Source organism: Burkholderia sp. 9120, from assembly GCF_000745015.1.
In the GTDB taxonomy this organism is placed as follows: Bacteria; Pseudomonadota; Gammaproteobacteria; order Burkholderiales; family Burkholderiaceae; genus Paraburkholderia.
Genome location: NZ_JQNA01000002.1, coordinates 2,022,780 through 2,046,963, shown reverse-complemented (window position 1 = coordinate 2,046,963; position 24,184 = coordinate 2,022,780). Strand labels below are relative to the sequence as shown.

At 63.5% G+C, this 24,184-nt stretch carries 22 protein-coding genes; 11 read left to right on the top strand and 11 right to left on the bottom strand.

What is annotated here, in order from left to right; genetic code table 11:
• Positions 1–6: 6 nt before the first annotated feature.
• On the bottom strand, positions 7–798 hold the full coding sequence (locus FA94_RS17280) for a paraquat-inducible protein A (protein WP_035553350.1): 792 nt from the start codon (positions 796–798) through the stop codon (positions 7–9).
• A gap of 438 nt (positions 799–1,236) precedes the next feature.
• Here FA94_RS17280 and FA94_RS17275 point away from each other — a divergent pair, with 438 nt between their 5' ends.
• From FA94_RS17275 to FA94_RS17260, 4 genes are all read left to right on the top strand, one after another.
• The gene (locus FA94_RS17275; RefSeq protein WP_035553347.1) at positions 1,237–1,797 is read left to right on the top strand and encodes a cytochrome b; all 561 of its coding nucleotides are present in this window, start codon (positions 1,237–1,239) and stop codon (positions 1,795–1,797) included.
• Between the two features lie 8 nt (positions 1,798–1,805).
• The gene (locus tag FA94_RS17270; RefSeq protein WP_035553344.1) at positions 1,806–2,369 is read left to right on the top strand and encodes a YceI family protein; all 564 of its coding nucleotides are present in this window, start codon (positions 1,806–1,808) and stop codon (positions 2,367–2,369) included.
• Between the two features lie 60 nt (positions 2,370–2,429).
• A complete protein-coding gene (locus tag FA94_RS17265; RefSeq protein ID WP_035562413.1) occupies positions 2,430–2,996 on the top strand; it encodes a YceI family protein in 567 nt (188 codons plus the stop codon).
• 302 nt (positions 2,997–3,298) lie between these two features.
• Complete coding sequence (locus FA94_RS17260) at positions 3,299–4,576, top strand: MFS transporter (RefSeq protein ID WP_035562409.1); 1,278 nt, start codon at positions 3,299–3,301, stop codon at positions 4,574–4,576.
• 122 nt (positions 4,577–4,698) lie between these two features.
• Here FA94_RS17260 and secF read toward each other — a convergent pair whose 3' ends face one another.
• From secF to queA, 5 genes are all read right to left on the bottom strand, one after another.
• Positions 4,699–5,649, bottom strand: coding sequence for a protein translocase subunit SecF (gene secF, locus FA94_RS17255; protein WP_035553339.1), 951 nt, complete (start codon positions 5,647–5,649; stop codon positions 4,699–4,701).
• Between the two features lie 18 nt (positions 5,650–5,667).
• Positions 5,668–7,731 carry a protein translocase subunit SecD gene (secD, locus tag FA94_RS17250; protein ID WP_035553337.1) on the bottom strand — a complete coding sequence of 688 codons (2,064 nt, stop codon included), beginning with the start codon at positions 7,729–7,731 and terminating at the stop codon, positions 5,668–5,670.
• Between the two features lie 115 nt (positions 7,732–7,846).
• The gene (yajC, locus tag FA94_RS17245; protein WP_035562406.1) at positions 7,847–8,176 is read right to left on the bottom strand and encodes a preprotein translocase subunit YajC; all 330 of its coding nucleotides are present in this window, start codon (positions 8,174–8,176) and stop codon (positions 7,847–7,849) included.
• Positions 8,177–8,375: 199 nt separating this feature from the next.
• Entirely contained in the window at positions 8,376–9,566 is a 1,191-nt protein-coding gene (tgt, locus tag FA94_RS17240) for a tRNA guanosine(34) transglycosylase Tgt (protein ID WP_035553335.1), read from the bottom strand.
• 115 nt (positions 9,567–9,681) lie between these two features.
• Positions 9,682–10,755: a tRNA preQ1(34) S-adenosylmethionine ribosyltransferase-isomerase QueA gene (gene queA, locus FA94_RS17235; protein WP_035553332.1), complete on the bottom strand. Its 1,074-nt coding sequence runs from the start codon at positions 10,753–10,755 to the stop codon at positions 9,682–9,684.
• Between the two features lie 149 nt (positions 10,756–10,904).
• On the opposite strand from queA, the gene recG reads away from it, so the two are divergent.
• Positions 10,905–13,295 (top strand): ATP-dependent DNA helicase RecG, encoded by a 2,391-nt coding sequence (gene recG, locus FA94_RS17230; RefSeq protein WP_035553329.1) that lies wholly within the window; start codon positions 10,905–10,907, stop codon positions 13,293–13,295.
• An 88-nt stretch (positions 13,296–13,383) separates the two neighbouring features.
• Here recG and ggt read toward each other — a convergent pair whose 3' ends face one another.
• Entirely contained in the window at positions 13,384–15,135 is a 1,752-nt protein-coding gene (ggt, locus tag FA94_RS17225) for a gamma-glutamyltransferase (protein ID WP_081936350.1), read from the bottom strand.
• Positions 15,136–15,304: 169 nt separating this feature from the next.
• Between ggt and FA94_RS17220 the strand changes: the two genes are divergently transcribed.
• The 6 genes from FA94_RS17220 (at position 15,305) to ubiA (ending at position 20,042) form a co-directional block, all read left to right on the top strand.
• On the top strand, positions 15,305–16,264 hold the full coding sequence (locus FA94_RS17220) for a LysR substrate-binding domain-containing protein (protein ID WP_035553324.1): 960 nt from the start codon (positions 15,305–15,307) through the stop codon (positions 16,262–16,264).
• Between the two features lie 138 nt (positions 16,265–16,402).
• Positions 16,403–16,543: a hypothetical protein gene (locus FA94_RS39180; RefSeq protein ID WP_176060002.1), complete on the top strand. Its 141-nt coding sequence runs from the start codon at positions 16,403–16,405 to the stop codon at positions 16,541–16,543.
• 78 nt (positions 16,544–16,621) lie between these two features.
• Complete coding sequence (locus tag FA94_RS17215) at positions 16,622–18,076, top strand: catalase (protein WP_035553321.1); 1,455 nt, start codon at positions 16,622–16,624, stop codon at positions 18,074–18,076.
• Positions 18,077–18,161: 85 nt separating this feature from the next.
• Positions 18,162–18,335, top strand: a complete 174-nt coding sequence (locus FA94_RS39175) for a hypothetical protein (protein WP_197070223.1) — start codon at positions 18,162–18,164, stop codon at positions 18,333–18,335.
• Between the two features lie 162 nt (positions 18,336–18,497).
• Complete coding sequence (locus FA94_RS17210; protein ID WP_035553319.1) at positions 18,498–18,986, top strand: Dps family protein; 489 nt, start codon at positions 18,498–18,500, stop codon at positions 18,984–18,986.
• A gap of 192 nt (positions 18,987–19,178) precedes the next feature.
• Positions 19,179–20,042 carry a 4-hydroxybenzoate octaprenyltransferase gene (ubiA, locus tag FA94_RS17205; protein ID WP_035553317.1) on the top strand — a complete coding sequence of 288 codons (864 nt, stop codon included), beginning with the start codon at positions 19,179–19,181 and terminating at the stop codon, positions 20,040–20,042.
• Positions 20,043–20,222: 180 nt separating this feature from the next.
• Here ubiA and proC read toward each other — a convergent pair whose 3' ends face one another.
• From proC to glcE, 4 genes are read right to left on the bottom strand one after another with little or no spacing between them, the layout of a single operon-like run.
• Positions 20,223–21,038: a pyrroline-5-carboxylate reductase gene (proC, locus tag FA94_RS17200; protein ID WP_035553314.1), complete on the bottom strand. Its 816-nt coding sequence runs from the start codon at positions 21,036–21,038 to the stop codon at positions 20,223–20,225.
• A gap of 58 nt (positions 21,039–21,096) precedes the next feature.
• Positions 21,097–21,795 (bottom strand): YggS family pyridoxal phosphate-dependent enzyme, encoded by a 699-nt coding sequence (locus FA94_RS17195; RefSeq protein WP_035553308.1) that lies wholly within the window; start codon positions 21,793–21,795, stop codon positions 21,097–21,099.
• 37 nt (positions 21,796–21,832) lie between these two features.
• Positions 21,833–23,059 carry a glycolate oxidase subunit GlcF gene (gene glcF / locus FA94_RS17190; protein WP_035553306.1) on the bottom strand — a complete coding sequence of 409 codons (1,227 nt, stop codon included), beginning with the start codon at positions 23,057–23,059 and terminating at the stop codon, positions 21,833–21,835.
• 8 nt (positions 23,060–23,067) lie between these two features.
• On the bottom strand, positions 23,068–24,156 hold the full coding sequence (gene glcE / locus FA94_RS17185; RefSeq protein WP_035553303.1) for a glycolate oxidase subunit GlcE: 1,089 nt from the start codon (positions 24,154–24,156) through the stop codon (positions 23,068–23,070).
• Between the last annotated feature and the right edge of the window lie 28 nt (positions 24,157–24,184).

Here is a 24,184-nt window from a genome sequence, read left to right as displayed (position 1 = left end):
GCGGGCTCATCCTTGACGCGGCTCAGGCGGCACGCCTGGCGGCAATCCGGCACGTGCCGTGGGGTGATCCGCGGGGTGGTCCGCCGGGTGATCCGCGTCCCGTATCTCGGGCGGCGCGGGCGGGCCGGCCTGCGCATTAAGCTGGGCCGCGGCGCTATCGGCGGAAGTGCGCGGCAGCGGACGCTGGCTGCGATCGCCGAGTTCGTCGGCGAGGTCCCATAGAATGCGCGGATCGAACGTGACGACCACCGCGAACATCAGCGTCAGCACGCCGAACGCGAACAGCGCGGCTTCGGGAATCACGCGCGCGAGGCTCACCATCTTCACGATCGTGATCAGCACACCGAGCATGAACACTTCGATCATGCCCCACGGACGCACGAACTGGATCGCGCGCAACACCCGGTTGAAGCCGGCGGGCACATACCCGGCGCGCAACGGGATCAGCACATAGAGCAGCGCAAGCAACTCGGTGAGCGGAAACAGAATGGTCGAGCAGAACACCATGACCGCGACGATCTGCATGTCCTCGCCCCACAGCGCCATCAGCGCGCCGAACAGCGTGGTCTGCGAGGTAATGCCGTTGGTTTCCAGTTCGACGATCGGGAAGCCCTGCGCGATCAGGAAGGTGATCAGCGCGGCCAGCGTCATCGCGCTGATTTTGTCGAGCTTGCGCGAGACGCCGCGATAGAGCGTCGCGCCGCAGCGCGGACAGCGCGCGGATGTGCGCCCCACAAGCCGTGGCTTGCGGAACAGCGTATCGCATTCATGGCACGCGATCAGATTGTCTTGTTCCATACGGCAGAGGGCTAACGGTGAAGGGGAGCGAGACTATGCCGGTTTTTTATGGCGAGGCTGACAAAATGGGTGCAGCAATAGTACCAAACGCGCTCCCGCGTCGCATCGGCCGTTGCGTGGGAGGCCGCCGGGCGGGCTTTGCAGCGGTGCCGGCAGCGGTTTATTCATGCAGTTTCATATTGAATTCGCATCCTTCTGACACTCTCCGTCCCTTATTGTTCAATACGGGGTGCATCTGCACCGGAAGCCCGGCGCCTTCGCCTGTTCATCGGCACTTCATAACCCGCAGCCAGCTTTTTGCGCTTGGGGTAGCATGCGGCCTTGGCGTACGCCGCAGCCGGTTCGTTCGGGCGGTGCGCGCCGATGCCATTCGCAGCGACGCCGGGAACAATCGGGCGGGTTGCGCCGTTTACCTCTCTTAGCTTGCGTCGACCTGTCATGGCACTCAATCCTTCATTCGCTGGCCGGGAGTCGTACACGCGGACCGCCATCGCCTTTCACTGGCTGATCGCGCTGCTGATCGTGTGCGGCTTCGCGCTCGGCTGGGTGATGACCGACATTCCCGGCTTCACGCCCACCAAGCTGCGCTACTTCTCGTGGCACAAGTGGATCGGCGTGACGGTGTTCGCGCTCGCCGTGCTGCGCATCCTGTGGCGCGCCACGCACGCCGCCCCGCCGATGCCGCGCCGCATGCCGGCCTGGCAGCGCGGCGCCGCGCATCTCGTGCATCTGCTGCTGTATGTGCTGATGATCGCGATTCCCGCCTCCGGCTATCTGTACAGCTCGGCCGCCAATGTGCCGGTGGTCTACCTCGGGCTGATTCCGCTGCCGCGTCTGATCGCGCCGGATCCGCATCTGAAGGAACTGCTGAAGACCGTCCATATCACGCTGAATTACACCTTGCTCGTGCTGGTCGCGCTGCACGTCGTGGCTGCGCTCAAGCATCAATGGCTGGACCGCGACGGTCTGTTGTCGCGCATGCTCCCTTTCCTCAAATAAGGATAAACATGAAGGTCTCGTTTTATCGCTACATGCTCGCCGCCTTCGCCGCGGCTTCGCTGACCGCGGCCGGCAGCGCGCTCGCTCAGGTCAACGTCGCGAAGAGCACGGTGACGGCCACCTCGAAGCAGATGAACGTGCCGGTGGAAGGCAAGTTCGGTAAATTCACCGCGCAGGTCAAGTTCGATCCGGCCAAACCGGCCGAGGGCAGCGCGCAGTTCACTATCGACGTGGGCAGCTACGATCTCGGCGACGAGAGCTACAACGACCAGGTCCGCGGGAAAGACTGGTTCGATGCGAAGACCTATCCGAGCGCCACGTTCGTCTCCAGCGCGATTGCGCCGGCCGGCGGCAACCAGTTCAAGGTGACCGGCAAGCTGACCATCAAGGGCAAATCGCAGACGGTCGTCGTGCCGGTGACGGTGACGCAGCAGGGCGGCCAGCAGGTCTTCGACGGCTTGCTGCCGATCAAGCGCTCGCAGTTCGACATCGGCACGGGCGAGTGGAAGGATACGTCGGTCGTCGCCGACGACGTGGTCATCAAGTTTCATATCGTTGCGGCACGCAAGTGAGCTTCGCTTCGTGAAGTTCACGGTCTAACAAGAACCTAGGAGCATGAATTGAAAACATCTCTGTTGATCGCCGTCGGCGCGCTGGCTTCTGCTTTCTCGGTCGGCGCTTTCGCGGCCGATACCTATCAGCTCGACCCGACGCACACGTATCCGAGCTTCGAGGCCGATCACTTCGGCGGTCTGTCGGTGTGGCGCGGCAAGTTCACCAAGAGCTCGGGCACGGTCACGCTCGACCGCGCGGCGAAAACCGGCACGGTGGACGTGACGGTCGATCCCGCCTCGGTCGAAACCGGTAACACGAAGCTCGACGAGCATCTGAAAACGGATGCGTTCTTCGACGTCGCGAAGTATCCGGCGGTGACCTATAAAGGCACGGACATCAAGTTCGACGGCGACAAGCCGGTTCAGGTGATTGGTAGCCTGACGATGCACGGCGTCACCAAGCCGCTGAATCTGACGATCGATTCGTTCAAGTGCATGCAGCATCCGGTGCTCAAGCGCGAAGTGTGCGGCGTGGAAGCGAGCGCGCATTTCAGCCGCGCCGATTACGGCATGGATTTCGGCACGAAGTACGGCTTCAATATGGATACGAAGCTGCATATCCAGTCCGAAGGCATCAAGCAGTAACCGGCGAGTCACTCGCCGGCAACCCGCAAGCAGTTCGCACTGGCGTCACAGCACGCCGCTGCGGCGCAGCAAAAAAACCGCTTCGTTCGCTTCGGCGACGCAGCGGTTTTTTATTGCCCGCGACGAACGCTGCAAGCCTTATACGACGGGCATCGGGAAATTGCCGCTCGCTTCGGTTTATTTTTTCGGGTACATAGAGCGCTGGCACCGAATTGGTTGTGCGCGCATCCAGTCGGGCAAGTTCGGGCAAGATCGGAAATCAGGCCTACATTAATAATATTTCGCGCGAACTGGAGATCTGCATGAACGCAACGACAGCAGCAAGCCTCTCGGGGAGCCGGCAGAATTCGTGGCGCGCGGTAGTCGCGGCCTCGATTGGCAACGCATTGGAATGGTTCGACCTGGTGGTGTACGGTTTCTTCGCGGTGATTATCGCGAAGCTGTTTTTTCCGGCTGGTAACGATACGGTTTCGCTGCTGCTCACGCTCGGCACGTTCGGCGTGTCGTTCTTCATGCGGCCGCTCGGCGCAATCGTGATCGGCGCCTACGCCGACCGCGCGGGGCGCAAGGCGGCGCTGACGCTGTCGATCCTGTTGATGATGGGCGGCACGCTGATCATCGCGATTCTGCCGACCTACCAGAGCATTGGCCTGGCCGCGCCGGTGATCCTCGTGCTGGCGCGTCTGATGCAGGGTTTCTCGGCGGGCGGCGAGTTCGGCAGCGCGACGGCGTTTCTCGCGGAACACGTGCCGGGGCGGCGCGGGTTTTTCGCGAGCTGGCAGGTGGCGAGCCAGGGGCTCACCACGTTGCTGGCCGCGGGCTTCGGCGTGCTGTTGACCGGCAAGCTGTCGCCGGACCAGATGGCGTCGTGGGGATGGCGCGTGCCGTTCTTCTTCGGCCTGCTGATCGGGCCGGTGGCCTGGTACATCCGCACCAAGCTCGACGAAACGCCGGAGTTTCTCGCGGCGGAAACTACTACGACACCGCTGCGCGACACTTTCGCGAATCAGAAGCTGCGGCTGCTGATTGCGATCGGCGTGGTGGTGCTCGGCACGGTATCGACGTATCTGGTGCTGTTCATGCCGACGTTCGGTGTGAAGCAGTTGGGTCTTTCGCCGTCGGTTGCGTTCTCGGCGATTGCGCTGACCGGTTTGATCCAGATGGTGTTCTCGCCGATGGTCGGGCATCTGTCGGACCGGCATGGACGCACCACGATCATGCTGACCTCGGCGCTGTTGCTGCTTATCCTGATCAATCCCGCGTTCGTGTATCTGGTCGCGCATCCGACGTTCGGCACGTTGATCGCGATGCAGGTCGTGTTCGGCTTTCTGATGACGGGCTACTTTGCCGCGCTGCCGGGTTTGCTGTCGGAGATGTTTCCGGTGCAGACGCGCACGACCGGTATGTCGCTCGCTTATAACGTCGCGGTGACGATCTTCGGCGGCTTTGGGCCGTTCATCATCGCGTGGTTGATCAACGTCACGGGGTCGAAGACGGCGCCCAGCTTCTACATGATTTTTGCCGCGGCGATCAGTCTGGTGGCGTTGATGGCGGCGCGTCGCAAGCTGGGTTTCCGCTAGAGCGATAGTTTCGCGATCAGCAGCATCAGCGTCTTCAGCACCTTCAGCGCGGTAAACGAAAAAGGCCGGTTCGCGAGAACCGGCCTTCTGCTTGGTACTTCAGCTTTACAACAACAACCCGATCAGACTTGCGCGCCTGCGTTCGGGTCGTTCGGATCGGCGCGGTCCTTCTTGTCCTTCAGCAGGTCTTCGCGCTTCACGCCGAACCACATGGCGAGCGCCGCGGCGACGAACACCGACGAGTAGATACCGAATAGAATACCGACCGTCAGCGCGAGCGCGAAGTAGTGCAGCGTCGGACCGCCGAACAGGAACATCGACAGCACCATCATCTGCGTACAGCCGTGCGTGATGACGGTTCGCGACATCGTGCTCGTGATCGCGTGGTTGATCACTTCGATCACCGTCATCTTGCGTTCGCGGCGGAAGGTCTCGCGAATCCGGTCGAAAATAACCACCGATTCGTTCACCGAGTAGCCGAGCACGGCGAGCACGGCGGCCAGCACCGACAGCGAGAACTCCCACTGGAAGAACGCGAAGAAGCCGAGAATGATGATCACGTCGTGCAAGTTCGCGATCACGCCGGCAATGGCGTACTTCCATTCGAAGCGGAACGACAGGTAGATCACGATGCCGACCACCACGCACGCGAGCGCGAGCAGACCGTCGGTGGCGAGTTCCTTGCCGACCTGCGGACCGACGAACTCGACGCGCTGCAACTGCACTTCAGGCGTGTCGGTTTTCAGTGCGCCCATTACCTGATCGCTCTGTTGCGCGGACGTGAAGCCCTGCTTGAGCGGCAGACGGATCAGCACGTCGCGCGAGGTGCCGAAGTTCTGCACCTGAGCGTCGGCATAACCGAGCTTGGCCAGGCTGGCGCGCACCGGTTCCAGCGGCGCGGCACCCGGATACTGCACTTCGACGACCGTACCGCCGGTGAACTCCACCGACAGATGCAGCCCGCGATGCAACAGGAAAAATACAGCGGCAACGAACGTCAGCAGCGAGATCGCGTTGAAAATCAACGCACGCTGCATAAACGGAACGTCTTTGCGAAAACGGAAAAATTCCATGGTCTAGTTCTCCGGGACTCAGCGGGATGAACCCGGTTTCTGCGGCGTGTTCTGCGTCGCGTTCGAAGCGTCCGCATTACGGCGGCGCACCGTCGGCTTGCCGGCCGCGCGTGCCTGCGCCGCGGCCGCTTTGCCCTTCGGCTTGGCGGTGACTGCGGCGACGGCTTGCGCGGTGTCGGTGTCGGCGTCTTCGCTACCGAGGTAAGCGGCCGCGCCTGCGGGCGCCGACTCCGGACGCCACACCTGACCGATGGCCAGCGACTTCAGCTTCTTCTTGCCGCCGTACCAGAGGTTCACGAGACCGCGCGAGAAGAACACGGCCGAGAACATTGACGTCAAGATGCCGATACAGTGAACCATCGCGAAGCCGCGCACCGGGCCGGAGCCGAAGGCGAGCAGCGCGAGGCCGGCGATCAGCGTGGTGACGTTCGAGTCGAGAATCGTCGCCCAGGCATGCGCGTAGCCGTTCTGGATGGCCAGTTGCGGCGGCGCGCCGTGGCGCAGTTCTTCACGCACGCGCTCGTTGATCAGCACGTTCGAGTCGATCGCCATACCGAGCGCGAGCGCGATAGCGGCGATACCCGGCAAGGTGAGCGTGGCCTGCAGCATGGACAGCACCGCGATCAGCAGCAGCAGGTTGACCGACAGGCCGATCACCGAGATCACGCCGAACAGCATGTAGTACGCGATCATGAAGACGGCGATTGCCGCGAAGCCCCACACGACCGAGTGGAAGCCCTTCTTGATGTTGTCCGCGCCGAGGCTTGGGCCGATGGTGCGTTCTTCGATGATGTCCATCGGCGCGGCCAGCGAACCGGCGCGCAGCAGCAGCGCGAGGTCGGCGGCGCCTTGCGGCGTGGCCTGGCCGGTGATCTGGAAGCGGTCGCCCAGTTCCGACTGGATGGTCGCCACCGTCAGCACTTCGCCCTTGCCCTTTTCGAACAGCACCATGGCCATCGGCTTGCCGATGTTGTCGCGCGACACGCTACGCACCGCACGGCCACCCGCCGAATCCAGACGGATGTTGACGGACGGACGCTGATGCTCGTCGAAGCCCGCCGACGCGTCGATAATCCGGTCGCCGGTGAAGATGATCTGCTTGCGCAGCAGCACCGGCGTCTGGTTGCCTTGCGTGAACAACTCGTCGCCCGGCGGCACCGGATCGCCCGGTTGCGGGTGCGTGTTGACCGGATCGGCCAGACGCGCTTCGAGTGTCGCCGTACGGCCGATGATGTCCTTCGCCTTCGCCGTGTCCTGCACGCCCGGCAGTTCGACCACGATGCGATCGGAGCCTTGTTGCTGGATCACCGGCTCGGCCACGCCGAGTTCGTTTACGCGGTTATGCAGCGTGGTGATGTTCTGCTTGAGCGCGGCGTCCTGCACCGTTTTCTGCACGGCCGGCGTGAACGTGCCGACCAGTTGCACGCTACCGTCGGTGCCGGTTTGCGTGGCCCACTGGAGTTCGCCGATACCGCGGCCCAGTTGCTTGAGCGCAGCGTCCGCCGTGGCCTGGTCGGCGAAATTGATCACCACCGTCTGGTTCACGCGGTTCACACCGCCGTCGCGGATGTTGTTGTCGCGCAGCAGCGTGCGTGCGTCGGAAGCGTCGGAGTCGAGCTTCTTGTTCAGCGCGCCGGCCATGTCGACTTGCAGCAGGAAGTGCACCCCGCCGCGCAGATCGAGACCGAGGTACATCGGCAGCGCGTGCAGCGCGGTCAGCCAGTGCGGCGACGCGCTTTGCAGATTCAGCGCGACGACGAATTGCGGGTCGGTCGGGTCGGCGTTCAGCGATTTTTGCAGCAGGTCCTTCACGCGCAGTTGCGTGTCGGTGTCCGGCAGACGCACGCGAATGTTCGCGTTGGTCGACGAGTTGTCGAACGTGACGTCGTCAGGCTTGATCTGATTCGCGGCGAGCGCGGCTTCGACAGCCGACAGCGTGGTCGAGTCGAGCTTGACCGTTGCCTTGCCGCTCGACACCTGCACCGCCGGCGCTTCGCCGAACAGGTTGGGCAGCGTGTACACGAGGCCGATGACCAGAGCCACCAGCATCACGGCGTATTTCCAGAGGGGGTAACGATTCATGAGTGGTCCAACGGGAAGGTTGGCTTGGAAGCGATGCGTCCGGCGATGAGCGCGGGCGATTCAGCGGTTGGCATGGATCGCCGGCGAGGCCGCGCCGGACGCGAGAGAGCAGGCCTTACAGCGACTTGATCGTGCCCTTCGGGAGAATCGTCGTTACCGACGCCTTTTGCACGGTGATTTCCGTGCCTTCCGAGATTTCGACGCCGACGTAAGCTTCACCCACCTTGGTCACCTTGCCGACGATGCCGCCGTTCGTCACCACTTCGTCGCCCTTGGCCATGGCCGAGAGCATGTTGCGGTGTTCTTTCTGGCGCTTCATTTGCGGGCGAATCATGATGAAGTACAGCACGCCGAACATCAGGATCAGCGGCAGGAAGCTCATCAGGTTCGATTCAATGCCACCTGTTGCTGTGCCTTGGGCGAAGGCATTGGAAATGAACGACACGTTGGTCTCTCCGTTATAAATCAAAACGATCAAAAAAATCAGCCGGTTATTCTACCATCCGCCTGACGTGGGTCGGCGCGGCGAATCGGCTTTGCGATCAACCGTTTAAAGCCTTTTTCGAGCGTCGACGAAAGTATATTGTAAGGTTTTCCGTGCCGCGCCGACGGATTCTTCCGGAGAATCCGTGGCTGGCTCAACCTCAGGGAACCTGCTCGATGCCGCGTGCACGGTTCTCGTGGAAGCGTTTGCGGAAGGGCTCGAACATTTTCGCGTCGATCGCGTCGCGGATTTCCTGCATCAATTCGAGGTAGTAGTGCAGGTTGTGGATCGTGTTCAGCTGCGCACCGAGGATTTCCCCTACACGATGCAGATGGTGCAGGTAGCCGCGCGTGAAATTGCGGCAGGTGTAGCAGCCGCATTGCTCGTCGAGCGGGCGCAGCGAGTTCCTGTGCGCCGCGTTGCGGATCTTGACGTCGCCGAAACGGGTGAACAGCCAGCCGTTGCGCGCGTTGCGGGTCGGCATCACGCAGTCGAACATGTCGACGCCAGCGGCGACGCCCGCCACCAGGTCTTCCGGCGTGCCGACGCCCATCAGATAGTGCGGCTTGTCGGCCGGCAGCTTCGGGCCGATGTGGTTCAGCACGCGCATCATGTCTTCTTTCGGTTCGCCGACCGACAGGCCGCCGATCGCGAGACCGTGGAAATCCTTCTCCGCGAGACCGGCAAGCGATTCGTCGCGCAAATCTTCGAACATGCCGCCCTGAACGATGCCGAACAGCGCGTTCGGATTGCCGAGCTTGTTGAATTCGTCGATCGAGCGCTGGGCCCAGCGCATCGACATGCGCATCGAGTCGGCGGCTTCCTGGTGTGAGGTGGGCACGTTATTGGTGGCGTACGGCGTGCATTCGTCGAACTGCATGACGATGTCCGAGTTCAGCACCTTCTGGATCTGCATCGACACTTCTGGCGACAGGAAGAGCTTGTCGCCATTGATCGGCGACGCGAACGTGACGCCATCTTCGGTGATTTTGCGCAGATCGCCGAGCGAAAACACCTGAAAACCACCGGAATCGGTCAGGATCGGCTTGTTCCAGCCCATGAAGCGGTGCAGGCCGCCGTGCGCTTCGATCGTTTCGAGGCCCGGGCGCAGCCACAGGTGAAACGTGTTGCCGAGGATGATCTGCGCGTGCATTTCCTCAAGCTCGCGCGGCTGGACCGCTTTCACCGTGCCGTAAGTGCCGACCGGCATGAAGATCGGCGTTTCGACCACGCCGTGATTCAGCGTGACGCGGCCGCGACGGGCCTGGCCGTCGGTGCCGAGCAGTTCGAATTTGAGGCCGTTTTCCGGGCGCTCGAAGGTCGCGTCGTGCGACTGATGACCATCGGTCATGAATAAACTCCTGTTGCTACCGGAGAACAGTCCGGCGCAAATAGATGAATGCCGCCGGAAGGATCGCGGCGGCGTGGGGAACGGCGAAAACCTTTAAAGCGACCGGAAGAGAGTGTTAGCCCGTCGTCTCGGCCGTCGGGTCGCGACGCGTCAGCAGCATCGCGTCGCCGTAACTGAAGAAGCGGTAACGCTGCTCGATCGCGTGACGATACGCCGCGCGAATCGTCTCTACACCTGCGAACGCCGACACCAGCATCAGCAACGTCGACTTCGGCAAATGGAAATTGGTCACCAGCCGGTCGACCACGCGGAACTGATAACCCGGCGTGATGAAAATGTCGGTTTCCGTGCTGGCCGCGCCGAGCGGCTGGCCGGCGACATCGGCGTCGCGGGCGGCCGCTTCGAGCGCGCGCATCGAGGTCGTGCCCACCGCGATCACGCGGTTGCCGCGCGCGCGCGTTGCCGCGATCTTGTCGGCGAGCGATTGCGGCAGGTGATACCACTCGCTGTGCATCTTGTGTTCGGCCAGGTTCTCGACCCGCACCGGCTGGAACGTGCCGGCGCCGACGTGCAGCGTCAACGTCGCGCGTTCCACGCCGCGCTCGTCGAGGCGCGCGAGCAGCGCGTCGTCGAAATGCAGGCCGGCGGTGGGCGCGGCGACCGCGCCGGGGTTCTGCGCGAACACGGTTTGATAGCGGGATTCGTCGGTCGAATCGGGGTCGTGCTCGATGTACGGCGGCAGCGGCAGGCGGCCGAACTGCTCGATCAGCGTCAGGCAGTCGTCCGGGAAGTGCAGCGTGTAGAACGGCTCGACGCGTTCGCCGAGGGTCACGTCGAATGCGTCGGCGAGACGGATCGTGGTGCCCGGCTGCGGGCTCTTGCTCGCGCGAATCTGCGCGAGCGCCGTGCGTTCGCCGGTGAGGCGTTCCACCAGCACTTCGACCTTGCCGCCACTGGCCTTCTGGCCGAGGAACCGCGCCTTCAGCACTTTGGTATCGTTGAAGACCAGCAGGTCGCCCGGCGCGATGCACTCAGGCAATTCGGCGAAGCGGCGATCGACGAGACGCGCGGCGTCGGCGTGGGCCGTGTTGTCCACTTCGAGCAGACGGCTGGCGCTGCGTTCGGGCAGCGCGACTTGCGCGATCAACTCGGGCGGCAGATCGAAATCGAAATCGGAAAGCGTAAACATGCGAACGACTGGAAGCGAATTGAGACTGAATTGAGCCGAAGCCGGAGCCGGGCGGCTATGATTGCGGGACGCCAGAGCGGCCCGCGAGCCCGCGCGCTGTATGGCGGCGCTACCCTTTGACAGCCGATATTGTACTTGCGAAGCAGCCCATGCCTTTGTCCGACCGCCGATTGCCCCAAACCACCGACGAAGCGAGCGCCGAACCCAGGCGCCGCGTATCGCGCGGCAAGGCGGTAACGGAGACGGGCGAGGGTGGCGCGGGCGTCGCGCTGGATAGCGAAAAAGCCACGCATGAAGGCGACACGCTCGGCGCCCAGGCCGCTGATAAGCCAGACGACGAGTTCGAGCCGCCGCTCGCCGACAAACCGGATTCCATCTTCGGCGACCGGCCGGCCGGCAAATCCGCCGCGAAGCCCGCAACTCAATCCGCAGGCAAGTCCGCCGCCAAGCCGGCCGGCAAGTCCACGCCCAAGGCCGCCGAAAAAACCGCCGACAAGCTCGCCAAACTCGGCCTCACGCGCGACATCGACCTCGTACTGCATCTGCCGATGCGCTACGAGGACGAGACCCAACTGACGCCGATCGGCCACCTGTTACCCGGCGGCATCTCGCAAACCGAAGGCGTGGTGTTCGACAATGAGATCGCCTATCGTCCGCGTCGCCAGTTGCTGGTGAAACTGCACGACGATCACGGCGACGAACTCGTGCTGCGCTTCCTGAATTTCTACGGCTCGCAGGTCAAGCAGATGGCGATCGGCGCGCGCTTGCGAGTGCGTGGCGATGTGCGCGGCGGTTTCTTCGGCATGGAGATGGTGCATCCGGCGGTGCGCGTGGTCGACGAAGACACGCCGCTGCCGCAAGCGCTGACGCCCGTCTACCCGAGCACCGCGGGCGTGACGCAAGCCTATCTGCGCAAATCGATCGACAACGCGTTGTCGCGCACCTCGCTGCCGGAATTGCTGCCCGAGCCGATCGCACAGACGTACATGCAGCCGCTCGGCGTGCCGACGCTGATGGACGCGGTGCGCACGCTGCACCATCCGGGCGTGCAGTCGGACGAGACCGCGCTGATCGACGGCACGCATCCGGCGTGGGTGCGCATCAAGTTCGAAGAACTGCTCGCGCAGCAGATGTCGCTCAAGCGCGCGCACGACGAGCGCCGCACGCGTGCCGCGCCGGCCATGCCGCGGCGCAAGCTCGGCGACGAGTCCGCGCTGGTCGCGCGTTTGCTGAAGGCGCTGCCGTTCGCGCTGACGGCCGCGCAGGAACGCGTGGGCGGCGAGATCGCGCTGGATCTGACGCAGCCGCACCCGATGCAGCGGCTGTTGCAGGGCGACGTCGGCAGCGGCAAGACGATCGTCGCCGCGTTGGCGGCCGCGCAGGCGATCGACGCCGGCTACCAGGCCGCGCTGATGGCGCCGACCGAAATTCTCGCCGAGCAGCACGCGCGCAAATTGCGCGGCTGGCTGGAGCCGCTGGGCGTGAGCGTCGCGTGGCTTGCGGGCAGTTTGAAGACCAAGGAAAAACGCGCCGCGATCGAAGCCGCCGCGCTTGGCACCGCGCAACTCGTGATCGGCACGCACGCGATCATTCAGGACGCGGTCGAGTTCGCGCGCCTCGGCCTCGTGATCGTCGACGAACAGCATCGCTTCGGCGTGGCGCAGCGGCTGGCGTTGCGCGCCAAGGCGCAGAAAGCCGCCGACGGCGCGCGCGATTTCCAGCCGCATCAACTGATGATGTCCGCGACGCCGATTCCGCGCACGCTCGCCATGACGTACTACGCCGACCTCGACGTGTCGACCATCGACGAATTGCCGCCTGGCCGCACGCCGATCCTGACCAAGCTGGTGTCCGACGCACGTCGCGAGGAGGTGATCGGCCGGGTGCGCGAGGCGGCGTTGACCGGGCGTCAAGTGTATTGGGTGTGTCCGCTGATCGAGGAAAGCGAGACGCTGCAATTGCAGACCGCCGTGGAAACCTACGAAACACTGATCGCCGCGTTGCCCGAACTGAAGGTCGGCCTCGTGCACGGACGATTGGCGCCGGCCGAGAAAGCGGCGGTGATGGACGAGTTCACGCGCAACGAAGTGCAATTGCTGGTTGCGACGACGGTGATCGAAGTGGGCGTCGACGTGCCGAATGCGTCGTTGATGGTGATCGAACACGCGGAGCGGTTTGGTCTCGCGCAATTGCACCAGTTGCGCGGACGAGTCGGGCGCGGCAGTGCGGCGTCGGTTTGCGTGCTGCTGTACACCGGACCCTTGTCGATGACAGCACGCGCACGCCTGCAAACCATGCGCGAGACGACCGACGGCTTCGAAATCGCTCGGCGCGATCTTGAGATTCGCGGGCCGGGCGAGTTTTTAGGCGCGCGGCAATCGGGCGTGGCAATGCTGCGATTCGCGGATCTCGAGAACGATCAGTGGCTCATCGAGCCCGCTCGCGAAGCGGCGGCGGCGTTGCTCGAAAAGTACCCGGACGTCGTGATACAACACCTGGCCCGCTGGCTCGGCGCGCGGGAGCAGTACTTGAAAGCGTGACGCCGGCAGGTCTCCGGATCGCAAGAACAAAAAAGAAAAACCCGGAAAAAGCATGCGCTTCTTCCGGGTTTTTTAGCGTTTCAAAGCATCAATATCCGACCGCCGACCCCGCCGGACGTCGCGGATCGTTCGACCCATACACGAAGCCCTGCCGAACCTGGCCCGACACCGACGAGTCGTTGCCCGAGCTCACCCGGCTCGCCGCTTCGGTTCCCGGCAAGCCCACCATGATCAACTCCGCCGCGCCCCACGGCGTCTGCTCGACCATCTTGTAGCCCATCTGCTGCAGGATCTTCAGCGTATCCGGCGACAACCCCTGCGTCTCGTAGTCCACCTCGTCCGGCAGCCACTGATGATGAATCCGCGGCGCGTCGACCGCGTCTTGCGGCGCCATGCCGTAGTCAATCACGTTGAGCGCGGTTTGCAGCGTGATCGTGATGATCCGCGAGCCGCCCGGCGAACCCAGCACCATGAAGACCTTGCCGTCTTTCGTCACGACCGTGGGCGCCATCGACGACAACGGACGCTTGCCCGGCGCGATCGAGTTGCGCGAACCCTGCACCAGCCCGAACAGATTCTGCACGCCCACCTTGACGGTGAAATCGTCCATCTCGTCGTTCAGGAAGAAGCCCGTGCCCGGCGCGATCACGACCGCGCCGAAGCGGCCGTTGACCGTATAAGTGGTCGATACCGCGTTGCCGGCCTTGTCGATGATCGAGTAGTGCGTGGTTTCCGGTTTCTCATGCACGCCGTAACCCGGTTGCACGTCTTTCGACGGCGTCGCGGTGTCGGCGGTAATCAAGGTGCGGATGCTCGCCGCGTAGTCCTTGCTCAGCAACTTGTCGATCGGGTTCTTGATGAACGCCGGATCGCCGAGCAGCGTGTTGCGATCGAGGTACGCGTGCCGCATGGCCTCGGTCATGTAGTGCACGGAGGCGGCCGAGTGGAAGCCGAGACCGCGCATGTCATAACCTTCGAGAATGTTCAGCGTCTCGCAGAGCGTGACGCCGCCCGAGCTCGGCGGCGGCGCGGAAATGAAATCGTAGCCGCGATAGCTGCACTTCAGCGGTTCGGTATCGTCGGCCTTGTAGGCGGCGAAATCCGCGGCGGTGATCAGGCCGCCGCTCTTGCTCGACGCAGCTTCGACGATCTGCGGAATGCGTCCGCGATAAAACGCGTCGGGGCCGCGACGGGCGATGTTTTCCAGCGTCTTCGCGAGATCGCGCTGCACCAGACGGTCGCCCGGCTGAAGCGGTGTGCCGTCGCGACGCAGGAAGATGCGCGCGGCGTCCGGATCGGTGCGAAAGCGCTGGACCGTGGTGTCGAGAATGTCGGTGTCCGCGCGGGTCAGAATGAAGCCGTCGCGCGCCAGCTTGATGGCCGGCGCCATGACCTGCTGACGCGTCAGCTTGCCGTATTTGCGTTGCGCGAGATCGAGGCCCGCAACCGTGCCGGGCACGCCGACCGCGCGATAGCCGTACAGGCTCTCGCCGGGCCGCACTTTGCCGTCGGCGTCCAGATACATGTTCGCGCTGGCCGCGGCCGGCGCGGTCTCGCGAAAGTTGATGAAGCGATCCTGACCGTCCGCGAGATGCAGCGTCATGAAGCCGCCACCGCCGATATTGCCGCAACACGGATTGGTCACGGCCTGCGCATAACCCACGGCGACGGCGGCATCGACCGCGTTGCCGCCTTTTTTCAGCATCGCGATACCGATTTCGGAGGCAAGATTCTGCGACGAAACGACCATGCCGTTTTTGGCCTCGACGGCCGGTTCGGATGCGGCCATCGCGTGAAGGTGTACAGCGGAAAGAATAGCGAGGGCAACGATTCGCCTCATCATCGGGTGTCTCCTGCGGGTCATGTGAAAAAAGATGTGCGGTGAATCACGCGAGTTTGCCTTCAATCAGGCGTGACGCCCAGCCCGGCGCCCCAAAGAGGTTGGCGAACCGACCCCATAGGGTGTATAACTAGAACCTATCGAACTCACTGCACTGATTGGTCCCCCAATGACGCTCACCGAATTGAAATACATCGTCGCGGTGGCCCGCGAGCGGCACTTCGGCCGGGCTGCCGAGGCATGTTTCGTTAGCCAGCCGACCTTGTCGGTGGCGATCAAGAAGCTCGAGGACGAACTCAACGTCCAGATCTTCGAGCGCGGCACCAGCGAAGTCAGCGTCACGCCGATCGGAGAACAGATCGTCACGCAAGCTCAGCGCGTTCTCGAGCAAACCCTCGCCATCAAGGAAATCGCCAAGCAGGGCAAAGACCCGCTGGTCGGGCCGTTGCGGCTCGGCGTGATCTATACGATCGGGCCGTATCTGCTGCCTACGCTGGTCAAGCAGATGATCAAGCGCGTCCCGCAGATGCCGCTGATGCTGCAGGAAAATTACACGCTCAAGCTGATCGAACTGCTCAAGCAAGGCGAAATCGACGTCGCGATCATGGCGCTGCCGTTCCCTGAAACCGGCCTGATGCTGCGCCCGCTGTACGACGAACCGTTTGTCGTCGCGCTGCCGTCCGGCCATGCGTGGGAAAACCGCGCGAAAATCAACGCCGACGATCTGAAGCAGGAAACCATGCTGCTGCTCGGCAGCGGCCACTGCTTCCGCGATCACGTGCTGGGCGTCTGCCCGGAGTTGATGCGTTTCTCGCAGAACGCGGACGGTATCCAGAAGACTTTCGAGGGCTCCTCGCTGGAGACCATTCGTCACATGGTGGCGAGCGGCGTCGGCATTACCGTGCTGCCGCGTATGTCGGTGCACGAGGTCAAGCCGCATGCAGGCGGTATCGACGCGGGCCTGCTCAGCTATGTCGCGTTCGACGAACCCGTGCCGGATCGCCGCGTCGTGCTCGCCTGGCGCAAGAGCTTCACGCGCATGCCCGCTATCGACGCCATTTGCGACGCGATCAACGCCTGCGACCTGCCGGGCGTCAAGAAACTGGAATTGCCCGTCGCCGTGAACTGAACGGACGCGAGGCGTCAGAGGGCGGTGATCGCCGCCCTCCCTATCGAATAGATAAAATTAATCAAACACGTTAATTCGATAGCATTGTTATAGTTTCCTCCATGGATCGCCCGATCCCATAAGACACCGGAGGAAAGCATGTCGTCATCGAACCCGCAGCAAGACCCGACCCTCATCGCTCAATCGGCTGACGCCGCCGTCAGCAGCTTTGCCGCGTCGATGCAAAGCATTCGAACCGTCGCGTTGTCCCTGCTGGTCGATCGCGCGCTGTCCGCCTGACGTATCGGTTTTCCGGCCTTCGTGTGCCGCGCCTCTCCCCCAAATTCAGTTTCGATAAAAGCTCATCAGGAGTCACGCATGACCGAACGTAAGCTCACCAACGCCGCCGGCGCCCCGATTGCCGACAACCAGAATTCGATGACCGCCGGCGCGCGCGGTCCGGTGGTGCTGCAAGACGTGTGGCTGCTTGAAAAGCTCGCTCACTTCGATCGCGAAGTAATCCCCGAGCGCCGCGTTCATGCCAAAGGTTCGGGCGCATTCGGCACGCTGAAAGTCACGCACGACATTTCCCGCTTTACGAAGGCCAAGGTGTTCGCCGAAGTCGGCAAGGACACGCCGCTCTTTATGCGCTTTTCGACGGTGGCCGGTGAGCGCGGCGCGGCCGACGCGGAACGCGACGTGCGCGGTTTCTCGATCAAGTTCTACACGGAAGAAGGCAACTGGGACGTGGTCGGCAACAACACGCCGGTGTTCTTTATCCGCGATCCGCTGAAGTTTCCGGACTTCATCCATACGCAGAAGCGCGATCCGTACACCAACATGCGCAGCAACGTCGCCGCGTGGGATTTCTGGTCGCGTCACCCGGAGTCGTTGCATCAGGTGACGATTTTGATGAGCGACCGTGGTATTCCGCAAAACTTCCGCACCATGCACGGTTTCGGTTCGCACACGTACTCGTTCATCAACGCGAACAACGAGCGTTTCTGGGTGAAGTTCCACTTCAAGTCGCAGCAAGGCGTTGAAAATTTCACCGATGCCGAAGCGGCGCAAGTGGTTGCGCAAGACCGTGAAAGCGCGCAACGCGATCTGATCGGCAACATCGACGCGGGCAACTTCCCGACGTGGCGTTTCGCGATTCAGGTGATGCCGGAAGCGGACGCCGCCACGTATCGCTTCAATCCGTTCGACGTCACGAAGGTGTGGTCGCAGAAGGACTATCCGCTGATCGACGTCGGCACGATCGAGTTGAACCGTAACGCGGCCAACTATTTCGCGGACGTGGAGCAGGCGGCGTTCACGCCGGCTAACGTGGTGCCGGGCACCGGCTTCTCGCCGGACCGTCTGTTGCAGGGCCGGTTGTTCTCTTACGGTGACACGCAGCGCTATCGCCTCGGGATCAATCACCATCAGATTCCGGTGAACGCGTCGCGCGTGCCGAGCCCGCATTCGTTCCATCGCGACGGCGCGATGCGTACGGACGGCAACCTCGGCGGCAACGTGAATTACGAGCCGAACCGTTTCGGCGACTTCGCGCAGGACGTGAACGCGGCGGAACCGCCGCTCGCGGCCGGTGCGGTGGATCGCTACGATCATCGCCAGGACGGCGACTACTACACGCAGCCGGGCATGCTGTTCGCGCTGTTCGACGCGGCGCAGCGTCAGCGTCTGTTCGGCAACATCGCGCGTCATATCGACGGCGTGCCGCAGGAGATCGTCGCGCGTCAGATCGAGCATTTCCGCCAGGCCGATCCGGCTTACGCGGAAGGCGTGATCGCCGCGCTGGCCGACCTCGCCGAAAGCCGTAAGAAGTAACTGGGCAAGTCAGTTGAAGTGATGCAGCAACGGCGAGGCGCATGAGCGTCTCGCCGGTAACGATACGAATCGACGGAGCACGATCATGATTCAGATGATGTTGGCCACTATCGGCGGCTCGGCCGCCGCGCGCGGCGCGCAGCAGCAACAGGCCCTGCAACAGGCCGTGATGCTGCGGCGCGCGGTGGGTTTCGCGATCGTCTCGAGCGGACTCGCGGTGATCGTCGCGCAAGCACTGCAGCACGCGCTCGGCGGCTGATCGCGGCGCGGCCGTGGGTGCGGCAGGCGACCACGCGTCACACGAACGCAGCAGTTTTCTACGCTAAACTGTCGGGCGTTCGAAGTGCCGGGTTTGCCGGGATTGCCATCGGCAGATCGTCACTATGCCGACCGGTTCGTATCACTCTTCAAAGGAGTCATCATGGCCAAGAAAGAAGCCGTACAGCACGTCAATATCGGAATCACCGACAAGGATCGCAAGAAGATCGCCGAAGGTCTGTCGCGTTTGCTCGCCGACACCTACACGCTCTATCTGAAGACTCACAACTTCCACTGGAACGTGACGGGTCCGATGTTCAATACGCTGCACCTGATGTTCGAAACGCAGTACAACGAGCTCGCCCTGGCGGTCGATTCGATCGCTGAACGGATCCGCGCGCTGGGTGTGCATGCGCCGGGCAGCTACAAGGAATTCGCAAAGCTGTCGTCGATTCCGGAAGCGGACGGCGTGCCGGCCGCGGAAGAAATGATCCGCCAGCTGGTGGAAGGCCAGGAGGCCGTGGTGCGCACCGCGCGCGCGATTTTCCCGTCGACGGAAGCCGCGAACGACGAGCCGACCGCCGACCTGCTGACGCAACGCATGCAAACGCACGAAAAGACCGCGTGGATGCTGCGTTCGATGCTGGCTTGATTACGGCCGACGCTTCATTGAGCTCACGCGTTGCCGCTGAGCTTGAGTAAAAACAAAGCCTCCCTGTGGGAGGCTTTGTTTTTTGCGGCGCCGGTTTTCGCTTCATACAGCGGCCTGGCCCAACTGGCAGCGGCCCGCGTTCCGCATCCCGTAAAATAGCGGCACCGTTCTTGCCCTTCACCGAATCGACCCATGTTCGCCCGACTCCCCCTGTTTCTGCGCCTCGTCCGGATGGACAAGCCGATCGGCACGGTGCTGCTGCTGTGGCCGACGCTCAACGCGTTGTGGATCGCTTCGGACGGCCATCCGACGTGGCCTCTGCTGGTGATCTTCTGCGTCGGCACCGTGCTGATGCGCTCGGCCGGTTGCGCGATCAACGACTATGCGGACCGCGATTTCGATCGTCATGTGAAGCGCACCGAGAATCGTCCGGTCACGTCGGGCAAGATCAAGGCGTGGGAAGCGGTGGCCCTGGCGGCCGGGTTGTCGCTGATCGCGTTCCTGCTGATTCTGCCGCTCAACACGCTGACTAAAGAGCTTTCCGTGGCGGCGTTGTTCGTCGCCGGTTCGTATCCGTTCACCAAGCGTTTTCTCGCGATTCCGCAGGCGTATCTCGGCATCGCGTTCGGCTTCGGCATTCCGATGGCGTTCGCCGCCGTGCAGGGCCACGTGCCGATGCTCGCGTGGGTGATGCTGCTCGCCAACGTGTTCTGGTCGGTCGCGTACGACACCGAATATGCCATGGTCGATCGTGACGACGACATCAAGATCGGCATTCGGACTTCGGCGCTGACGTTCGGCCGCTTCGACGTGGCCGCGATCATGCTGTGCTACGCGGTGACGCTGGGAATTTACGTCGGCATCGGCGTGCAACTGGGTTTCGGCTGGTTGTACTGGCTGGGATGGGCGGCAGCCGTGGGCTGCGCGATCTATCACTACAGGCTGATCCGCAATCGTGAACAGATGGCGTGCTTCGCGGCCTTCAGGCACAACAACTGGCTGGGCGGCGTGTTGTTCGTGGGCATTGCCGCGCACTACGCAGTGGCTTCGTTGTAGATGTTCGACGCGGGCGTTGCACCTGCGCGTCTGTGCGCTTCTGGTCTGGCGGCGCCTACGCCGCAGCGGCTTAAACCGGCGCGTTGCGCCTCACGGTTTTAGCGTCGCCGACAGCGCCCCGGTCTGAACCAGGGCGCTGCCTCTTTACCTCTTTACCTCTTTCACGACGACTCGCCGCGCTTACAGCTTGCCGAACTCGTCGCCCATTTCCCTGGCGCGCGCGTCGGCGGCGAGCACGCCGCGCACAATCGCATCCTTGATCCCGCTCGCGTCGAACGAAGCCAGCGCCGCCGCTGTCGTGCCGCCTTTCGACGTCACCCGTTCGCGCAACACGCCCGGCGCTTCATCGGAATTCGCCGCCAGTTGCGCCGCGCCGGTGAAGGTGGCGACAGCCAGCGCGCGGCCTTGCGCTTCGTCCATGCCGAGCTGGTGCGCGGCTTCCTGCAGCGCCTCGATGAAATAGAACACATAGGCCGGCCCGCTGCCCGAGATCGCGGTGACGGCGTCGATCTTCGCTTCGTCGTCGAACCAGACCGTTTCGCCCACCGCACCCAGCACCTGCGATGCGAGCGCACGACCCGCTTCGTCGACGCTGCCGGTTGCGACCAGCCCGGTCACGCCCATGCCGATCAACGCCGGCGTATTCGGCATCACGCGCACGACTCGCGAGTGACCGTCGAGCCAGCGCGACATGTCTTCCATGCGAATCCCGGCGACGATGCTGACCACCAGTTGCGACGCGTTCAGATGCGGCGCCAGCCCTTCGGCGACGCTCTTCAGAATCTGCGGCTTCACGGCCAGCACGACGGCGTCGTAGGCGGCGAGCGCGGTGTCGGCGGCGGCACCGGTCTTGATGCCGAATTGCTGCTCATTGCGCTCGCGGGTCGCTTCGTTGGGATCGATCGCGTAGAGGTCGGCCGGCGCGACGCCACGCTTGATAAGACCGCCGATCAACGCGGCGGCCATATTGCCACCGCCGATAAAAGCAATTTTCATGATGTTTAGAGAGTAGTGCCGTGCAGCGCCCAATGAATCGACAAAGGGCTCACACGAGTCAGTTGGAGTAATCTCGTGCGCCGAAAATCGCGGTGCCGACGCGCACCATCGTCGCGCCTTCGAGCACGGCGGCTTCGAGGTCGCTCGACATGCCCATCGACAACGTATCGAGTTCGAGTCCGTCGTCGCGCAGACGCTCGAACAACTCGCGCAACTGGCGATGCGGCACACGTTGATCGTCGATGCTGCCGGCCGGTTCCGGAATCGCCATCAGGCCGCGCAAATTCAGCTTCGGCAGCGCGGCGATCGCCTGCGCGACTTCCACCGCCTCGGCCACGCTCACGCCGCTCTTCGACGCCTCGCCGCTGATATTCACCTGCAGGCACACGTTCAGCGGCGGCAGATTGTCGGGCCGCTGCTCCGACAACCGCTGCGCGATTTTCAGCCGGTCGACTGAATGCACCCAGTCGAATTGCTCAGCAACCGGCCGCGTCTTGTTCGACTGCAACGGACCGATGAAATGCCATTCGAGCGACGCGCGCAGATCGGCGAGCGTGTCGATCTTGGTCAGCGATTCCTGCACGTAGTTTTCACCGAACGCGCGCTGGCCGGCGGCGTGCGCGGCGCGTACGTCTTCGGCGGGAAAGGTCTTGGAGACCGCGAGCAGCGTGATCGAACGCGGGTCGCGTTCGGCCACGTGCGCGGCGGCAGCGATGCGCTGCTGCACCGCTTCGAGGTTGTGAATCAGATCGGGCATGGCACGTAGGCGGAAACCGGTAAAGGCGATGCTCCGATTATACGGACAGCATGTGCTCGACCAATTCGATCCAGTGCGCGACCGGCGTCTGCGTGCCGCTTTGCAGATGCGCAATGCAGCCGACGTTCGCCGACACGATCACCTGCGGCTCCTGCGCCTGCAGCCGTTCGAGCTTCTGATCGCGCAGCGCGTACGAGAGCTTGGGTTGCGTCAGCGAGTAAGTGCCGGCGGAACCGCAGCAGAGATGACTGTCGGCGGGCAGCCGCACTTCCACGCCGAGCGCCGCCAGCACATGTTCGACCCGGCCGCGCACCTGCTGACCGTGCTGCAACGTGCAAGGCGGATGAAACGCCACCGTATGGACCGCGCGGCGGCGCGTGACGGCGACCAGCGCTTCCTCGAACTCCGGCAGAATTTCCGCGATGTCGCGCGTCAACGCCACGATCCGCGCGGCCTTCTCCGCATACGCCGGATCGTCGCGCAGCAGGTGCGCGTATTCCTTGACCGTCGCGCCGCAACCGGACGCGTTCATCACGATCGCTTCCACACCCTGTTCGACGTACGGCCACCATGCGTCGATGTTGGCGCGCAGATCGTCGAGCGCTTCGTCGTTATAGCCCAGATGCAGGCGGATCGCGCCGCAGCAGCCGGCGTCCGGCGCGATCAGCGTTTCCACGCCGAGCGCGTCCAGCACGCGGGCGGTCGCGATATTCACATTCGGCATCATCGACGGTTGCACGCAGCCCGCCAGCATCAGCATCTTGCGCTCGTGTTTCGCCGTCGGCCATTCGAGCGGACGCTGCCGCGCGGGCACCTTGTCGCGCAGTTTCTTCGGCAACAGCGCGCGGAAGTGCTGGCCGATCCGCATGGTCGGCGTGAACAACGCGCTGTTCGGCACGAAGCTCGCGAGCAACCGGCGCACCAGCCGCTGGCCGGCCGGACGCGTGACTTTTTCCTCGGCGATCTTGCGGCCGATTTCCACCAGCCGGCCGTATTGCACGCCGGACGGGCAGGTCGTTTCGCAATTGCGGCAGGTCAGGCAGCGGTCCAGGTGAACCTGGGTGCTGCGCGTGACCGGCGCGCCTTCCACCATCTGCTTGATCAGATAGATGCGCCCGCGCGGGCCGTCGAGTTCGTCGCCGAGAATCTGATAAGTGGGACAGGTGGCCGTGCAGAACCCGCAGTGCACGCAATTGCGCAGGATAGCGTCGGCTTCGTCGCCGTCGGGCGTATTGCGAATGAAGTCCGCGAGGTTGGTTTGCATCGCGTCGCTCAGAAGTCGGGGTAGAGACGGCCGCGATTGAAGATGCGGGCCGGGTCGAAGGCGGTTTTCAGGCCGCGATGGATTTTCATCAGCGGAGTGGGCAGCGGCGTGAAGACACCGGCGCCGCGGTCGTAACCGAGGCCGGTGCGGAAAATCGTGGCGTGGCCGCCGGCCTGTCTGGCGCTGATGCGCACGGTTTGCGCGTCGGTGTCGGTGATCCACCAGCGCTGGCCGCCGCCCCATTCCATCAATTGCGCGCCGGGCAATTGCAGCGGCTCGGTGATCGACGGTAACGCCAGACGCCACAACGCGGCTTTCGGCGGAATTGCCGCAAAAAACGAGTCGGTTTGCTCGCGCAGACCGGCCCAGAAGCGTTCCGCTTCGACCGCGTCGACGACCTCACCGCCGAGTGCCGAGCGCGCCGCCTTGACCGCGGATTCCGCGCCGGCGAGCCGCACGGCAAGCGTGCCGTGACGCCATGCGCTCGCGGTGATCGGCAACGGCCGGCCGCCCCATTCGTTGAGCTTGCGGACCGCGTCGGTGCCGTTCATGTCGAACTTGAGGGTGGTTTCGGCTTGCGGCAGCGGCAAGACCTTGATCGACAGTTCGAGGATCAGGCCGAGCGTGCCGAGCGAGCCCGCCATCAGACGCGAGACGTCGTAACCGGCCACGTTCTTCACGACCTGGCCGCCGAAGTGCAATTTCTGCCCCTGGCCGTTCATGATGACAGCGCCGAGCACGAAGTCGCGTGCGGCGCCTGCCGCGGGACGGCGCGGCCCGGCGATGCCGGCCGCGATGCAGCCGCCGAAGGTGGCCTGCGGCCCGAAATGCGGTGGCTCGAAGGCGAGCATCTGGTGATGTTCGGCGAGCGCGGCTTCGATCTCCAGCAAGGGCGTGCCCGCGCGCGCGGTGATGACCAGCTCCGCCGGATCGTAAGCAATGATGCCGCGATAAGCGCGCGTATCGAGGATGTCACCTTCCAGCGTCTGGCCGTACCAGTCTTTGGTGCCGCCGCCACGGATGCGCAACGCGCGTCCCTCGGCGCTGGCGGAACGCACGCGTTCCGACCATACGGCGACGATGTCGTCCTCTTCCATGGTGTCCTGCTTCGTTGTGTTTCGATCG

Excerpts from the sequence above, each read along its gene's own strand:
- FA94_RS17280 (WP_035553350.1), bottom strand. The coding sequence starts at position 798 with ATGGAACAAGACAATCTGATCGCGTGCCATGAATGCGATACGCTGTTC.
- FA94_RS17275 (WP_035553347.1), top strand. The coding sequence starts at position 1,237 with ATGGCACTCAATCCTTCATTCGCTGGCCGGGAGTCGTACACGCGGACC.
- FA94_RS17270 (WP_035553344.1), top strand. The coding sequence starts at position 1,806 with ATGAAGGTCTCGTTTTATCGCTACATGCTCGCCGCCTTCGCCGCGGCT.
- FA94_RS17260 (WP_035562409.1), top strand. The coding sequence starts at position 3,299 with ATGAACGCAACGACAGCAGCAAGCCTCTCGGGGAGCCGGCAGAATTCG.
- secF (WP_035553339.1), bottom strand. The coding sequence starts at position 5,649 with ATGGAATTTTTCCGTTTTCGCAAAGACGTTCCGTTTATGCAGCGTGCG.
- secD (WP_035553337.1), bottom strand. The coding sequence starts at position 7,731 with ATGAATCGTTACCCCCTCTGGAAATACGCCGTGATGCTGGTGGCTCTG.
- tgt (WP_035553335.1), bottom strand. The coding sequence starts at position 9,566 with ATGACCGATGGTCATCAGTCGCACGACGCGACCTTCGAGCGCCCGGAA.
- queA (WP_035553332.1), bottom strand. The coding sequence starts at position 10,755 with ATGTTTACGCTTTCCGATTTCGATTTCGATCTGCCGCCCGAGTTGATC.
- recG (WP_035553329.1), top strand. The coding sequence starts at position 10,905 with ATGCCTTTGTCCGACCGCCGATTGCCCCAAACCACCGACGAAGCGAGC.
- ggt (WP_081936350.1), bottom strand. The coding sequence starts at position 15,135 with ATGAGGCGAATCGTTGCCCTCGCTATTCTTTCCGCTGTACACCTTCAC.
- FA94_RS17220 (WP_035553324.1), top strand. The coding sequence starts at position 15,305 with ATGACGCTCACCGAATTGAAATACATCGTCGCGGTGGCCCGCGAGCGG.
- FA94_RS39180 (WP_176060002.1), top strand. The coding sequence starts at position 16,403 with ATGTCGTCATCGAACCCGCAGCAAGACCCGACCCTCATCGCTCAATCG.
- FA94_RS17215 (WP_035553321.1), top strand. The coding sequence starts at position 16,622 with ATGACCGAACGTAAGCTCACCAACGCCGCCGGCGCCCCGATTGCCGAC.
- FA94_RS39175 (WP_197070223.1), top strand. The coding sequence starts at position 18,162 with ATGATTCAGATGATGTTGGCCACTATCGGCGGCTCGGCCGCCGCGCGC.
- FA94_RS17210 (WP_035553319.1), top strand. The coding sequence starts at position 18,498 with ATGGCCAAGAAAGAAGCCGTACAGCACGTCAATATCGGAATCACCGAC.
- ubiA (WP_035553317.1), top strand. The coding sequence starts at position 19,179 with ATGTTCGCCCGACTCCCCCTGTTTCTGCGCCTCGTCCGGATGGACAAG.
- proC (WP_035553314.1), bottom strand. The coding sequence starts at position 21,038 with ATGAAAATTGCTTTTATCGGCGGTGGCAATATGGCCGCCGCGTTGATC.
- FA94_RS17195 (WP_035553308.1), bottom strand. The coding sequence starts at position 21,795 with ATGCCCGATCTGATTCACAACCTCGAAGCGGTGCAGCAGCGCATCGCT.
- glcF (WP_035553306.1), bottom strand. The coding sequence starts at position 23,059 with ATGCAAACCAACCTCGCGGACTTCATTCGCAATACGCCCGACGGCGAC.
- glcE (WP_035553303.1), bottom strand. The coding sequence starts at position 24,156 with ATGGAAGAGGACGACATCGTCGCCGTATGGTCGGAACGCGTGCGTTCC.